Consider the following 13,952-nt stretch of genomic DNA (forward strand, 5'->3'; position numbering starts at 1 on the left):
AGCGGTCAGCCCGCCACCGCGGTCAGCGAGCGGCTGTGCTTCGGCGTCTCGATCTCGTCGATCAGTGCGACCGCCAAGTCCGCGTAGGAGAAGGACGGGGCGCCGTCGGCCATCACCTGCTCGCCGCCCGTCCGGTAGTGGCCGGTCCTCGGGGCCTGGTCGTCCAGCATCACGGGCGGCGGGGCGATGACGAGCCAGTCGATGTCCGTCTCGGCGGCGCGGAGCACGTCGAGTTCGGCGGAGTGCCCGAGGGAGAAGGCCCGTGCCTCCTCGGGGAAACCGGGGGCGTCGTGGACCGCCACGCCCGGAGCGGTCTCCAGCGTGCTTCCGATCCCGATCAGGACCAGCCGGCCGGTACCGGCACGGGCCAGGCCGTCCAGCAGGGCCTGCGTCGCGCTCACGTAGAAGTCCCGCGACGGCATGTCCATCCGGCCGGCGGCGCTGATCGCCGCGTCGTGTCCCGCCGCGGCCTCCGCCACGCTGTCCGCCCGGGTGACATCGCCGGCGACGACACTGACCCGGTCACCGACCGGACCCGTGTACGCGGCCACGTCCCGCACGACCGCGGTGACCCGGTGCCCACGGGCGACCGCCTCGGCCACCGCGCGCCGGCCGGCGCGTCCGCCGGCTCCGAAGACGACGATTCTGCTGCTCATGGGGTTCCCCTCACCAAGGCCCGCGGACCGCCGGCCGATGCATCGGACGCTAGCCCCGCACCCCATGGTTTCCGCAACGATAGTTACGTACGCTCGACAGGGTGAGCCAACCACTTGATCCCGAAATGTTCACCGACTGCTCCCACGTCGCGTCGCCGCTCCGGCTCGGTGGCAAATGGACCCCGAAGATCATCCGGTGTCTGGAGTCCGGCCCCCGGCGCTTCTCCGAACTGGAGGTCCCGCTGCGCGGCATCACACCGAAGGTGCTGACCGAGACCCTGCGGTCGATGGAGCGGGACGGCCTGGTCATCCGTACCGTCCACGGCGGGATCCCACCCCGGGTGGACTACGAACTGAGCACCCTCGGACGCACGTTGCTCGGGCCGATGGCCGCCTGCTGCGCGTGGTCGGCGGCGCATCTGCCGGATCTGCTGGACGCGCGGGAGGCATACGAGGGGGACCTTGCCCCCGAGCCCCTGCCCAAGGGGGCCGCGACGCGCTGAGCGGAGGGCCGTCGACCGGCAGCGCAACGACGCTGCTCGACACCCATGGGAATACACGTCCCGGGGGTGCCCGTGACACCCCCATAGAGGTCCTCCGGGGCCCCGGTGAGCGAGGCACGCGGCGGACGTGAGGGAGAGGGGTTCACCCTGCTCCTCATCTTCGGGGCACGGCGCCCGCCGCCCGGGACCTGGGCTTCAACTCCCGGCGGGCCCGCGATATAGTTGATCTTGTTCGAACGCGCCGCTCCGCGGCACGATCGCCTGTGCGTTGGTCGTCCAAGGAAAGACGCCCCGCTTCCTGCGGGGAGATGCAGGTGCAAGGCCTGCCCAGCGCTCCACAAGAAGCCCCGTTCCTGTCGCGACAGGAACGGGGCTTCTTCACATAGGTCGCCATAGCCCGGGTCGCGATAGCCCGGGTCGCCATAGCCCGGGTCTCGGGTCACCACAGCCCAGGTCCCGGAGCTCGGGTCTCGGAGCTCGGAGCTCGGGTCTCGGAGCTCGGGTCTCGGATCTCTCCAGCTTCGAACGGCGTGCGAACCTGCTCACTCCTTCGTGGGTACGAGAAGGAGTGCGGGCCCGACGCTTGAGCCCCGAGATTCGAGGGTCGAGACGCGAGCTCCGAGATTCGAGCGGTGCAGTTATCCGGAAGGAAAAGAAGGGTTTGGGTAAACCCTCCCCACCTCCCGGCCCGTAACGGTCGGCAAGTGTGACTATTCGTGATCAAGTTGCGGCGTGCTGTCACAACTGCATACGTTGCGCTCAACAAGTCGACCCCGACGCGGTGTTGTTCGCACCGGCCGGGGTCTCACCCCAAGATCGATCGGAACTCGACCTCGTGGCTATCGAGAACCTTAGCCCTGCCCTGCGCACACCCGCAGCTTCGCGCCCGTACGCCAAAGCCAACCCCACCTACGGCAAGCGCACAGTCTCCGAGCAACGTCCGCCCAGCGCCGCCGACTTCGCACTGCTGCCGGAACGCGAGCGCTACGTCGCCGGGTACGTCGACCGGCTTCCCGACGGAAGCGCCATGGACGTCAAGTCACTGGCCAAGGCACTCCCCCTGTACGGACAGATGGCCGTCGGCAGCGCCCTCCGGGCCCTGAGCGCGGCGGGGCACCTGCGGCGCGTACGGTGCCAGGTCGTCGACGCGGAAAGCCAGAGCCGCTGGGTCACCCGCACCTTCTGGTCCCGTACCGCACGCGACAGCGAGTGGTGGAACGCCTTCGCCCAGGCCGGGGCCGCCCCGCCGCCCCGGTCCTCTGCACCATCGGATGAGCCTGCGGCCGAGGAGGTTCGGACGGCTCAAGCCGAGCCGGTGCGGCCACCCGAGCGCCCGCAGCCCGCTCCCGCGCCTGCCGCTCCTGCCGCGCCTCCCACACCTGCCGGACCCCTCGTGCCCCAGCAGCGGTCCGTGGCCGAGGGGAACCCGGCCGCACCCTCGCCCGCGTACCTCACCCTGGCCCAACTCGGCCGCAGGGAGCCCCGGCTGACCCTGTCGGCCGCCGACTGCACGGCGCTCGAAGAGCTGGCTTCCGCATGGCTGGACCGGGGCGTGAACACGGACTACCTCACCCAGGCCCTCACCGCCGGCCTCCCCGCGCAGGTCGACTCCCCCATCGGCTTCGTACGCCGCCGACTCATCGACAAGGTCCCGCCCGGGCTGCCGGTCACGGCGCCACGTCCCGCACCGGACGGTCCTGTTCGCCGCGTCATGATGGAGTGCACCGAATGCGGTGCGCCCGGCCGGCCCGAAGCCCTTCCCGACGGCCTCTGCCGCGCCTGCCGGACACCTGGCCGGGGCACCGGCGACGCCCCGGAGACCATCACCGAAGCACCCGTCGAACGCGACATCAGCGCACTGGTCGGCAGCCTCCGCAATCTGATGCGGACACCCTGACCGTGCCCCCTGGTCTACTCGTCGAGTACGTGCGCCACGGCAAGGGCGATGCGGTCGATCCAGTTGATCGCGTCCGTCACGTCGGGCTCGGTGATGGAGCGCCGCCGCTTGAGGTCCCCGGCCACCAGATCCGCGTCGTGCGCGATCTTGTTGCGGCGGGTGGTGATGCTCATGAACTGGGCCTTCAGCGTCTTGTCGGTGTACGCGGTCCGGCCGCCCTGCCAGGTGTTGATCTGCACGGCCGCGCCCTGCCAGATGTTCCTGCCCGGCTGGAACGGTGCCAGATACCGCCCCGCGTCCACCACCTTGCGGGCGTAGGCGAGGTTCGTGGTGAACGCCTCGAACTGACTGGTGCCCGGCCGGGGAATGGCCATCTGTTGAGCCCCGAACTGTCACATGTTCGCTGAGCCGAGCTGAGCTGCGTGAACAGGTTTCGTGACAGTCAAGGGGCTCGTCAAGCGCTCGGCCTACTCAGCGGTTGCCGATGTCCCGTTCTTGGCGCTACGGCCGATTCCTGTCCGGATCGAGCTCAGCCGCACCCAGCCGCGCACCTCGGCTCTCCGCGACCCGCTTGACCTCCCGCAGGGACTCGGCCAACCGGCTGGCGAGGAAGCGGACTTCTGCTCCCGTGACCTTCCGGTCCGCCAGAAGGCCGGCGGCGTGGCCGAGCAGGTCTCCCGCCATGCCGAGCTGGATGCTCTCGATGTCGTCCGCCATACGTGACACGTAGCCGTTGCCATCCCCGAGGACGTAGCACGGCTTGCCCCCCGCCCCGGTCCACGGCAGGAGCCTGATCATGTCGGGGCCGCGTTCCTTTCGTTCCTTGCCGTTCACGCGGCGACCTCGACTCCGTGCACGGCGAGCCGCAGCGTGCGACGGCGGGCGCACCGGCACTGCTCCTCAGCAGCCAACCGGGCCGCCTCCTCCGCCAACTCCCGCTCATGCGCGATCAGGTACGGCCGGACAAGCGGGCTGTCCTCGCCGCGTGGGGGCCGCTCGCCGGTGCGGTAGGCGGTCGGGCCGGCTACGTAGTCGCAGGAGTACGGGTACGTGTACGGGGCGGCGTCCCACTCCCGCGGATGTCGTTTCATGGAACCGGTGATCAGGAACCGCAGCAGCGGCTCGAAGAGTCGGGCGATAGCGTGCTTCACGTCAGCCTGCTTTCTCAGGGTGGCCACGCCCCCGGGCCGTTCTTGGCGGTCGCGGGGGTTTCTGCAGCGTGCGTCCGCTGCCTTCTGTAGCGAACTCATCACAGAGTGGGGTCGCCGATCGCTACGCTGCCAGGGGGTTGGGGATGACAGCACGTCCGTCAAGACGGGGAGTTGGACCACGTGGGAACGAAGCGAAGGCCGCGTACGCCTCGGGAGAAGTACGGCGAGGAGCTGAAATTACGGCGGATCGCGGCGGGGCTGACGCAGGAGGCCCTGGGCGAGATGGTGGTTTGCTCCCCCACGCTGATCAGTCATTGGGAGGCGGGGCGTCGGCTGCCGAAGCCGGATGATGCTCGACGCATTGATGTCGCACTGGGCACCGACGGCTTCTTCGCCCGGTGGCTGGAGGATCTGGATACGAAGTTCGCCCAGTTCTTCACTGCGGTAGCCGAGTTGGAGTGCGAAGCCACGGAGGTGCGCCTGTACGGCCTTTCCCTCATCCCCGGCCTTCTCCAGACCAGCGCCTACGCTCGCGCAGTGTTCCAGGCTTATCGCCCCAACTACTGGGCGGATGAGCTTGACGAATTCATCGTCAACCGCATGGAGCGCGGCCGGATACTCAGAGAGTCAACGACCCCGATCGCATGGGTCCTTCTCGACGAAGCATCGCTTCGACGGCGCATCGGAGGCCCACAGGTCATGGCGGAGCAACTGCGTCAGATCGCAGATATGACGGAATCCGGCCGTCTGCGTCTGCACGTGCTGCCCTTCGCCACAGGAGCGCACGCGCTTCTGGAGAGCGCGCTCTATCTGCTGGACTTCGCGGATGCCGCTCCACTTGCGTACGTCGAGGGACTTCGCACAGGGAATCTGATGGACGATCCGGCGTTGGTGGCCGCCTGTCAGGCGTCCTACACTCTCGCACTGAGCGAGGCGGCCTCCCAACGGAATTCGGTGGACCTCGTCAGGGCCATCGCAGAGGAGCACGAGCATGCACAGCATCAACTACACCGTCGCTGAGGCAAGAGGACTGACCGGTTGGGTCAAGTCCAGCTACAGCGGAGGGTCCAATGGCGATTGCCTTGAAGTCGCCACCGGCTACACCGCCGTTCCCGTCCGTGACAGCAAGGCCCCCTCCGGCCCCGCTGTGGTCTTCTCCGCAGACGGCTGGTCGTCGTTCGTCGCCGCGGTCAAGGGCGACTACTTCGCGGTCTGAATGCCGGACGCGGCGGCCGGGCTCGTGGGACGGTACGGGCTGAGCGCCTCACCCCCGCTTGTAGTAGTACCCGTCCCCGGACGCCGGTCCGACGTTGTGCTGGATGCCGCTGCCGTTGAGGGTGAAGTAGGAAGGATCCAAAGTCGCGGGGCAGAAGCCCGAGTTGGGGCCGGTGAGCTTCGCGGCGCTGACGTTGATCCGGCTGCCGCCGTTCGCCTTGGAGACCACCGTGCCCACGTACGGGCAGTTCGCGACCGGGCCGTCGGACAGGCGGACCGTGCCGGACGAGGAGATGGTGATGGTGCCCGGCTGACCGACGTTGTACGCGTCGCCGTACTTCCAGGTGCCCACGAAAGACGTCGGCACCGTGCCCCCGCCGCCACCGCTCGTGGAACCCGAGGTGCCGGGGGCGCTTCCGCCTCCCGAACCGCTCGTGGAGCCCGTCGTGCTGGTCGATCCCCCGGTGCTCGCGTTCCCGCCCGTCGCGTCGGTGCCTCCGGTGGATGACGATCCGCCGCCACCGGATGACGTGCCCGATCCGGAGGTACCCCCGGATGTGGAGCCGGATGTGGAGCCCGCGTTCGCGGCGTCGTTGCCGTCGTTGCCGTCCTTGCCGTCCTTTCCGTCGTCGCCCTCTTTGCCGGCCTGGCCGCCGGACGCCTGGGAGCTCTTGGCGCCGTCGGGGGTCGGGCCGGCCGGCTGGGACGGCTGCGTCGAGGCGGGCCCGGTCGTCGCGGTGTTCGAGGGCGGGGAGGCGTGGGCGCCGCTGTCGCTGTCGCTGCTGAACGGCTGAAGTACCACCATCGTGCCGCCGCCCCCGGCCAGGACCAGGACCACCGGGACGGACACGATCCACCGGCGGCGGCGCTTGTCCTGCTGCGGCTTCGGCTTCGTCGTTTCGCCGGTGGGGACACTCGCGGGAGTCTGTGCCGCTGCCGGCCGGAGGTGGACCGTGCCGCGGTCGACGCCCTCCTGCCGTACCGGCGCCGCCTCCGCGTCCAGGAGCCTTGCCGACTGCCGCGCCAGGTGGCTCACGACCTCCGCCGGCAGCCACGACGCACCCGCCGGGGCGAGTGACGGCCCGGCCAGCAGGTCGCTCACGGAGGGGCGTTCGGCGACCTCCTTCGCCAGGAGCCGGGCGATCAGGGCGCGCAGGCGCTCGTCACGGACCCGTTCCAGGTCGGGTTCGGCCTCGACGATGTGGTACATCACCGCGTGCTGGTTGCTCACCCCGTTGCCGAACGGGAGCCTGCCGGTTGCCGCGTACGTCAGGACGCAGCCGAGGGTGAACACGTCGCTCTTCGGGACCGCGGCCTCGCCGCGTATCTGCTCCGGGGCCATGAAGCCCGGCGATCCGATCACCATTCCGGTACTGGTGAGCGCTTCGACGGAGGTCTCGGCGGCGCGGGCGATGCCGAAGTCGATGACCTTGGGGCCCTCGATCGTGAGCATCACGTTCGACGGCTTGAGGTCGCGGTGGACGATGCCCGCCGCGTGGATGTCATTGAGCGCGCGCAGGAGCCCGTCGGCGAGTGTGAGCACGGACTCGGCGGGGAGCGCACCGTGGCCCCGGACGATCTGTTCGAGGGAGAGGCCGGGTACGTATCCCGTGGCCACCCAGGGGAACTCCTCGTCGGGGGCCGCGTCCAGTACCGGCGCCGTGTAGCGCTCCCCCACCCGCCTCGCCGCGTCGACCTCGCGCCGGAAGCGGGCTCTGAACTGCGGATCCGCTACGTGCTCCGCGTGCACCACCTTGACCGCGACGGTGCGGCCGCCCTCGGAACGGGCGAGGTAGACCCGGCCCATGCCGCCCGCCCCGAGCCTGCCGAGCAGCAGGTACGGGCCGACGCGGGCCGGGTCGGTAGCGGTCAGCGGCTTGATGCCGCCGTCGAGGTAGTCCTCACTGTCCTCGTGGTCGCCGTCGTGCACGCTGGTCATGGTCGAGCGCTCCCCCGTGTGTCCCGCCCCCGCGGCCTTCCGGAGAGCATGCGTCACCCGAACTCAACTCGTTCAGCGGCGACTTGGTTCAACGGGTGCTCAGTCTGAAGCACGAGGCACAACCATTGGAACTACTTCTGGAAAGAGTTATGGAAGTCTCTTTCTGCGCTGTTCCCGGCGGCGCCCATGAGGGATCGCCGGGTCCGGTAGCGAGGACGGCAGCGATGAGCCCGAAGCAGCGGCGCGGTGAGGCCACGGCCGCGCAGGTGCTCGACCGGGCGCTGGAGATCTACGCGTCACAGGGCGAAGCCGGCCTCACGCTGGGCGCGACCACCTCGGCCAGCGGAGTCAGCGGAGTCAGCGGAGTCAGCGGAGTCAGCGCCTGGAGTATCCACCATCACTTCGGCAGTCTCCAGGGTGTCGTGGTCGCGCTCGGGCAGTCCTGGCTGAGCCGGCTCCTCGACGAACTGGGCGGAGCGCTGCGGGAGGTGGACGACGCCCGGGCCGGCGTCCACGCGGTCGTGCGGGCCTATCTGCCCTTCGTGCAGGTCAACCCCGACGCGGCCCGGCTCATGCACTCCGCCACCGTGGACCGCGAGATCACCGCACACGCTCGTCAGATCCGCGGCGCCCAGGAGACCCGGCTGGCCCCCATCGCGGCCTGGCTGCACCACCACCAGGAAACCGGCGGCCTCGTCGCCCTTCCCCTGCCCGTGCTGGAATCCCTGATCCTGGGCCCGGTGACGGGCATCGCGCGCCGCCGGCTCTCCGTCGGAGACATCGACATCGAGGAAGCCGCACGAACGGTTCCACAGCGCATCTGGTGCTCCGTCAGCCCTTGATCCGGGGCCGTCGTGGAGAGGCCGAGGTGTGATGACCGATCCGGGGCGCTGCGGAGTGGCCGAGACGTGATGACCGATCCGGGGCGTCGGGCAGGCCGTGGCGTGGCGTGCGCCGCGCCCTTCCGGACAGCGAAACGGGGCCCGGTCTCTCGACCGGACCCCACTCGCTATCCCCCTCGGCCGGAGCTTCCCGATCCCCCCGGATCCCTCCCCGGAAGCGTCCGACGACAGAGATGACCCGGCAGGGTGCCCAAGGGTTGTGCTCCTTGGCAATCTCTTTGCCTCTGAGGCCTGGGGAGGGGCTGCGGCGGGGGTCGGGGACGGGCCGGAGCTGGCCGGCCCGGCTCGGTCACGGAGTCAGCAGGCGTGCTCCACGTACCTGGCGGCGACCTCCGCCAGGACCTCGGCGCCGTCGCGGGCCCACAGGTCCTCGTTGAAGATCTCCACCTCGATGGGACCGTCGAAGCCGGTGGCCTCGACCGCCGTACGGAAGGCGCGGAAGTCCACGCTTCCGTCACCGAGCTGGCCCCGGCCGACCAGAACACCCGCCGGGAGCGGGGTGATCCAGTCGGCGAGCTGGAAGGAGTGGATGCGGCCGCCCGCGCCCGCGCGGGCGATCTGGGCGGGTGCCTGGTCGTCCCACCAGAGGTGGTAGGTGTCGACGACCACGCCGACCTGCTCGGCCGGGAAGCGCTCCGCGATGTCCAGGGCCTGGGACAGGGTGGAGACCACGCAGCGGTCCGAGGCGAACATCGGGTGCAGCGGTTCGATGGCCAGGCGCACGCCGCGTTCGGCAGCGTAGGGAACCAGTTCGGCCAGGGCGTCGGCGACCCGTTCGCGGGCGCCGTACAGGTCGCGGTCACCGGCCGGGAGGCCGCCCGAGACCAGGACCAGGGTGTCCGTGGACAGGCCCGCCGCCTCGTCGAGCGCCGCGCGGTTGTCGTCCAGGGCGCGCGCCCGCTCGGCCGGGTCGAGGGCGGTGAAGAAGCCGCCCCGGCAGAGGCTGGTGACGGACAGGCCCGCGTCGGAGAGGAGACGGGCCGTCGCCTCGACGCCGTACTCCTGTACGGGGGCCCGCCACAGGCCGACCTTGTCGATCCCCGCCTTCACGCAGCCTTCGGCGAGCTCGGGCAGCGACCACTGCTTGATGGTCTCCTGGTTGATGGAGAGCCGGCCGTCACTCATCGGGTTCCTCCGTTGACCGTAAGGAGCGCGCGCATCCGGGATTCGGCCAGCTCCGGGTCGGGGAACAGGCCGAGCCGGTCGGCCAGTTCGTACGCCTTCGCCAGATGCGGCAGCGAGCGGGCCGACTGGAGGCCGCCCACCATCGTGAAGTGGTCCTGGTGACCGGCAAGCCAGGCGAGGAACACCACGCCCGTCTTGTAGTAGCGGGTCGGCGTCTGGAAGAGGTGACGGGACAACTCGACGGTCGGGTCGAGGAGTTCACGGAACCCCTTGGTGTCTCCGGTGTCCAGGACCCGCACCGCGTGCGCGGCCAGTGGGCCCAGCGGGTCGAAGATGCCGAGCAGTGCGTGGCTGAAGCCGCGGTCGTCGCCCGCGATCAGCTCGGGGTAGTTGAAGTCGTCCCCGGTGTAGCAGCGCACCCCGCTCGGGAGGCGGCGGCGGACGTCGATCTCGCGTTCCGCGTCGAGGAGGGAGATCTTGATGCCGTCGACCTTGTCCGGGTGTTCGGCGATCACCTCGAGGAAGGTGTCCGTCGCCCTGTCGAGGTCGGCGGAGCCCCAGTAGCCGTCCAGCGCGGGGTCGAACATCGGGCCGAGCCAGTGCAGGACGACCGGCTCGGTGGCCTGGCGCAGCAGGTGCGCGTACGTCTCCAGGTAGTCCTGCGGGCCCTTCGCCGCGGCCGCGAGTGCGCGCGATGCCATCAGGATGGCCTGGGCGCCGCTCTCCTCGACGAGGGCGAGCTGCTCCTCGTAGGCGGAGCGCACCTCGGCGAGAGTGGCCGGGCCGGCGGGGAGCTGGTCGGTGCCGACGCCGCAGGCGATGCGGCCGCCGACGGACTTGGCCTCGGCGGCCGAGCGGCGGATCAGTTCGGCGGCGCCCGCCCAGTCCAGGCCCATACCGCGCTGGGCGGTGTCCATGGCCTCGGCCACACCCAGGCCGTGCGACCAGAGGTGGCGGCGGAAGGCGAGGGTGGCGTCCCAGTCGACGGCGGCCGGTGAGTCCGGGCTGATGTCGGCGTACGGGTCGGCGACGACGTGCGCGGCCGAGAAGACCGTACGGGAGGCGAGGGGCGCCCGGCCCGGCGCGAGGTCGAGCGGGGTGGCGCGGGGCTCGTACTGGCCCTGCGGGAGGTGGATGGTCACGCGATCAACTCCGTTGCGCCCTGCGGGGGGTGGATGGTCATGGTGTCCGCTCCGGGGCGACGGGAGCGGCGGCAGGGGCGGGCGGCCGCGTCACAGGCTCAGCTCCGGGACGTCGAAGCGGCGGCCCTCGGCGGAGGACTTGAGGCCGAGCTCGGCGAGCTGCACGCCGCGGGCGCCGGCCATCAGGTCCCAGGTGTAGGGCTCGTCGAGCACGATGTGGCGCAGGAACAGCTCCCACTGGGCCTTGAAGCCGTTGTCGAAGACCGCGTTGTCGGGGACTTCCTGCCACTGGTCGCGGAAGGACTCGGTGACCGGGAGGTCCGGGTTCCAGACCGGCTTGGGGGTGGCCGAGCGGTGCTGGACGCGGCAGTTGCGCAGGCCCGCGACGGCGGAGCCGTGGGTGCCGTCGACCTGGAACTCGACGAGCTCGTCGCGGTTGACCCGGACCGTCCAGGAGGAGTTGATCTGGGCGACGGCGCCGCTCTCCAGCTGGAAGATGCCGTACGCGGCGTCGTCCGCGGTCGCGGCGTACGGCTTGCCGTGCTCGTCCCAGCGCTCGGGGATGTGCGTCTGGACGTGCGCCTGGACGGTGGTGACCCGGCCGAACAGCTCGTGGAGCACGTACTCCCAGTGCGGGAACATGTCGACGACGATGCCGCCGCCGTCCTGCGAGCGGTAGTTCCAGGAGGGGCGCTGGGCCTCCTGCCAGTCGCCCTCGAAGACCCAGTAGCCGAACTCGCCGCGCACGGAGAGGATCTCGCCGAAGAAGCCGCCGTCGATGAGGCGCTTCAGCTTCAGCAGGCCCGGCAGGAAGATCTTGTCCTGGACGACGCCGTGCTTGATGCCGGCGTCCTGGGCGAGGCGGGCCAGCTCCAGGGCGCCCTCGACGTCCGTGGCGGTGGGCTTCTCGGTGTAGATGTGCTTGCCGGCCGCGATGGCCTTCTTGATCGCCTCGACGCGGGCCGAGGTGACCTGGGCGTCGAAGTAGATGTCGATGGTGTCGTCGGCGAGGACCGCGTCGAGGTCGGTCGACCACTCGGTCAGGCCGTGCTGCTCGGCGAGTGCCTCCAGCGCGTGGGCGCGGCGGCCGACGAGGACCGGCTCGGGCCACAGCACGTCGCCGTTGCCCAGGTCGAGGCCGCCCTGCTCGCGGATCGCGAGGACCGAGCGCACCAGGTGCTGCCGGTATCCCATGCGACCCGTGACGCCGTTCATGGCGATGCGCACTGTCCTGCGTGTCACGAAACTTCCTCCATACAGACGTAGCAAGCGCTTTCTATACGGGATGACGCTAGCCTGCCGACAGCGGCCTGTACAAGAGGGGGCACGCTGATTGGTCCCACTCCCCCTCACCACTCCTCGGAGGAATGCGATGACAGTCACCCTGGCGGACGTGGCGGCCCGCGCCCGGGTGTCCCCGGCCACCGTCTCCCGTGTGCTCAACGGCAACTACCCGGTGGCGGCGTCCACTCGGGAGCGGGTGCTGCGCGCGGTGGACGACCTCGACTACGTACTCAACGGGCCGGCCAGCTCGCTGGCGGCGGCCACATCGGATCTGATCGGCATCCTGGTCAACGACATCGCCGACCCGTTCTTCGGGATCATGGCGGGGGCGGCGCAGACCGAGATCGGCGGTCCGGGCGACGGTTCGGGCCGGGCGGGCGGCGAGAAGCTCGCCGTCGTCTGCAACACCGGCGGCTCCCCGGCGCGCGAGCTCACCTACCTCACGCTGCTCCAGCGCCAGCGCGCCGCCGCGGTCGTCCTCACCGGCGGCGCGGTGGAGGATCCGGCGCACCAGGCCGCGGTGTCCGCGAAGCTGGCGAAACTCGCGGACGCGGGGACCCGGGTGGTGCTGTGCGGGCGGCCCCCGCTGCCGGACGGCGCGGCCGCGGTGGCCACGCTCGCCTTCGACAACCAGGGCGGCGGCCGGCGCCTCACCGCGCATCTGCTCTCGCTGGGCCACCGCAGGATCGGCTACGTCGCGGGGCCGCTGGAGCGGACCACGACCCGTCACCGGCTGGAGGGCCACCGCGCCGCGATGAAGGCCGAGGGGCTCACCGGTGACGAGGACCGGCTCACCGTGCACGGCTCCTACGACCGCGCTTCCGGTTACGACGCGACCGTCGAACTCCTGCGCCGCGAACCGGGGATCACCGCCGTCGTCGCCGCCAACGACACGGTGGCACTGGGTGCCGCCGCGGCGATCCGCGACCGTGGTCTGCGCATCCCCGAGGACATCTCGGTGGCCGGTTTCGACGATCTGCCGTTCTCGGTGGACGTGGTCCCGGCCCTGACGACCGTACGGCTGCCGCTCTTCGAGGCGGGGGCGCGGGCGGGCCGGCTGGCCATGGGCAAGGAGACCCCACCGCCCGGCGGCATCGCGACGATCCCGGCGGAGCTCATGGTGCGGGGATCGACGGCCGCACCCCGGGCGTGACGTGGACTCCCGGAACCGGGGCACCCGTCATGCGAGCCATGAGCCGATGACGTGCCGACCGCTGCCCGGTCCGTACGGTGCGGGGGCAGAGGCAGTCGCAGGCACAGACACAAGTACCAATGGAAGGACACGCACGTGAAGCTCGCCTTCTCCACCCTCGGAGTACCGGGGCTGCCCATATCCGAGGTCGTCCGGCTGGCCGTCGAGCACGGCTACCAGGGGGTGGAGCTGCGCGGCCACCCCGAGGAGCCGGTGCACCCGGGGCTCTCGATGCTCGAACGGGCCGATGTGGTGGAGGAGTTCAAGCGGGGCGGGGTCGAGATCCTGACGGTGGCCGGTTACGTCCGGGCCGCCGCCGAGGGGGACGACCAGCCGGCGCTGGACGAGCTCGCCGGGCTGGTGAAGCTGGCCCGGGACGTGGGCGCGAAGAACGTCCGGGTCTTCCCCGGCGGCGGTGACCAGGACCCCGCCGTGGCCGACGCGACCGCCGCCCGCCGGCTGGCCGCCGCCGCCCCGTACGCCGCCGACATGGGCGTACGCATCCTGCTGGAGACCCACGACTCGCACCGTGCGGGGGCCGACGTGGCCCGGGTGGTCGGCGCCGTGGGACACGGCAGCATCGGCGCGCTGTGGGACATCATGCACACCTGGCTGGCGGGCGAGGAACCGGCCGCGAGCCATGCGGTGCTGGCCCCGCACCTGGGATACGTACAGGTGAAGGACATCGCGTCGGCCGAGGACAGCACTCCGGTGGCCCTGGGCGCCGGGGTCCTGCCGTTGCAGGCCTGCCTGGACACGCTGGACGCGGACAGCTGGGTCTGCTGGGAGTACGAGAAGCGCTGGTACCCGGGTGCGGCGGAGCTGCCGGGGCTGCTGAGCGCGGGGCGCGAGCACCTGCTGCGGCTGGGTGCGCCCAAGCAGTAGGCCCACCGGACCGGCCGTTGCCTGCGCATCCGGCCGATTCCCGCGCCGCCGGTCCTTCCCC

15 protein-coding genes are annotated in these 13,952 nt (G+C 70.7%); 7 read left to right on the top strand and 8 right to left on the bottom strand.

Translation table 11 applies throughout. The features are described from left to right. Positions 1 to 5: 5 nt before the first annotated feature. Positions 6 to 656 (bottom strand): NAD(P)-dependent oxidoreductase, encoded by a 651-nt coding sequence (locus tag OG782_RS12330; RefSeq protein ID WP_406450234.1) that lies wholly within the window; start codon positions 654 to 656, stop codon positions 6 to 8. A gap of 125 nt (positions 657 to 781) precedes the next feature. Between OG782_RS12330 and OG782_RS12335 the strand changes: the two genes are divergently transcribed. Together OG782_RS12335 and OG782_RS12340 are read left to right on the top strand one after the other, a co-directional pair. Next, positions 782 to 1,159, top strand: coding sequence for a winged helix-turn-helix transcriptional regulator (locus OG782_RS12335; RefSeq protein ID WP_406459018.1), 378 nt, complete (start codon positions 782 to 784; stop codon positions 1,157 to 1,159). 835 nt (positions 1,160 to 1,994) lie between these two features. Further along, positions 1,995 to 3,056, top strand: a complete 1,062-nt coding sequence (locus OG782_RS12340; RefSeq protein ID WP_406450236.1) for a MarR family transcriptional regulator — start codon at positions 1,995 to 1,997, stop codon at positions 3,054 to 3,056. 14 nt (positions 3,057 to 3,070) lie between these two features. On the opposite strand, the gene OG782_RS12345 is transcribed toward OG782_RS12340, so the two are convergent. The 3 genes from OG782_RS12345 to OG782_RS12355 all read right to left on the bottom strand — a co-directional run bounded on the left by OG782_RS12345 (position 3,071) and on the right by OG782_RS12355 (position 4,207). Further along, on the bottom strand, positions 3,071 to 3,430 hold the full coding sequence (locus OG782_RS12345; protein WP_406450238.1) for a hypothetical protein: 360 nt from the start codon (positions 3,428 to 3,430) through the stop codon (positions 3,071 to 3,073). 127 nt (positions 3,431 to 3,557) lie between these two features. Further along, on the bottom strand, positions 3,558 to 3,854 hold the full coding sequence (locus OG782_RS12350) for a hypothetical protein (RefSeq protein ID WP_406450240.1): 297 nt from the start codon (positions 3,852 to 3,854) through the stop codon (positions 3,558 to 3,560). Positions 3,855 to 3,886: 32 nt separating this feature from the next. After that, on the bottom strand, positions 3,887 to 4,207 hold the full coding sequence (locus tag OG782_RS12355) for a hypothetical protein (protein ID WP_406450242.1): 321 nt from the start codon (positions 4,205 to 4,207) through the stop codon (positions 3,887 to 3,889). A 180-nt stretch (positions 4,208 to 4,387) separates the two neighbouring features. Between OG782_RS12355 and OG782_RS12360 the strand changes: the two genes are divergently transcribed. Both OG782_RS12360 and OG782_RS12365 read left to right on the top strand, forming a co-directional pair. Further along, positions 4,388 to 5,227 carry a Scr1 family TA system antitoxin-like transcriptional regulator gene (locus OG782_RS12360; RefSeq protein ID WP_406450244.1) on the top strand — a complete coding sequence of 280 codons (840 nt, stop codon included), beginning with the start codon at positions 4,388 to 4,390 and terminating at the stop codon, positions 5,225 to 5,227. Further along, positions 5,199 to 5,423, top strand: a complete 225-nt coding sequence (locus OG782_RS12365; protein WP_406450246.1) for a DUF397 domain-containing protein — start codon at positions 5,199 to 5,201, stop codon at positions 5,421 to 5,423. The genes OG782_RS12360 and OG782_RS12365 overlap by 29 nt, the downstream gene beginning before the upstream one ends. A 48-nt stretch (positions 5,424 to 5,471) precedes the next feature. Here OG782_RS12365 and OG782_RS12370 read toward each other — a convergent pair whose 3' ends face one another. Then, entirely contained in the window at positions 5,472 to 7,361 is a 1,890-nt protein-coding gene (locus OG782_RS12370; RefSeq protein ID WP_406450248.1) for a serine/threonine-protein kinase, read from the bottom strand. 224 nt (positions 7,362 to 7,585) lie between these two features. Between OG782_RS12370 and OG782_RS12375 the strand changes: the two genes are divergently transcribed. Next, positions 7,586 to 8,203, top strand: coding sequence for a TetR/AcrR family transcriptional regulator (locus OG782_RS12375; RefSeq protein ID WP_406450250.1), 618 nt, complete (start codon positions 7,586 to 7,588; stop codon positions 8,201 to 8,203). Between the two features lie 357 nt (positions 8,204 to 8,560). On the opposite strand, the gene OG782_RS12380 is transcribed toward OG782_RS12375, so the two are convergent. The 3 genes from OG782_RS12380 to OG782_RS12390 all read right to left on the bottom strand — a co-directional run bounded on the left by OG782_RS12380 (position 8,561) and on the right by OG782_RS12390 (position 11,772). Further along, positions 8,561 to 9,388 (bottom strand): sugar phosphate isomerase/epimerase family protein, encoded by an 828-nt coding sequence (locus OG782_RS12380; protein WP_406450252.1) that lies wholly within the window; start codon positions 9,386 to 9,388, stop codon positions 8,561 to 8,563. Then, complete coding sequence (locus OG782_RS12385) at positions 9,385 to 10,530, bottom strand: dihydrodipicolinate synthase family protein (RefSeq protein ID WP_406450254.1); 1,146 nt, start codon at positions 10,528 to 10,530, stop codon at positions 9,385 to 9,387. The genes OG782_RS12380 and OG782_RS12385 overlap by 4 nt, the downstream gene beginning before the upstream one ends. 90 nt (positions 10,531 to 10,620) lie before the next feature. After that, positions 10,621 to 11,772, bottom strand: a complete 1,152-nt coding sequence (locus OG782_RS12390) for a Gfo/Idh/MocA family protein (protein ID WP_406450256.1) — start codon at positions 11,770 to 11,772, stop codon at positions 10,621 to 10,623. Positions 11,773 to 11,902: 130 nt separating this feature from the next. Between OG782_RS12390 and OG782_RS12395 the strand changes: the two genes are divergently transcribed. Further along, positions 11,903 to 12,967 (top strand): LacI family DNA-binding transcriptional regulator, encoded by a 1,065-nt coding sequence (locus tag OG782_RS12395; RefSeq protein ID WP_406450258.1) that lies wholly within the window; start codon positions 11,903 to 11,905, stop codon positions 12,965 to 12,967. Positions 12,968 to 13,102: 135 nt separating this feature from the next. Then, the gene (locus tag OG782_RS12400) at positions 13,103 to 13,891 is read left to right on the top strand and encodes a sugar phosphate isomerase/epimerase family protein (RefSeq protein ID WP_406450260.1); all 789 of its coding nucleotides are present in this window, start codon (positions 13,103 to 13,105) and stop codon (positions 13,889 to 13,891) included. The last annotated feature ends 61 nt before the right edge of the window (positions 13,892 to 13,952 follow it).

It is taken from the genome of Streptomyces sp. NBC_00876, assembly GCF_045207435.1.
Lineage (GTDB): Bacteria > Actinomycetota > Actinomycetes > Streptomycetales > Streptomycetaceae > Streptomyces.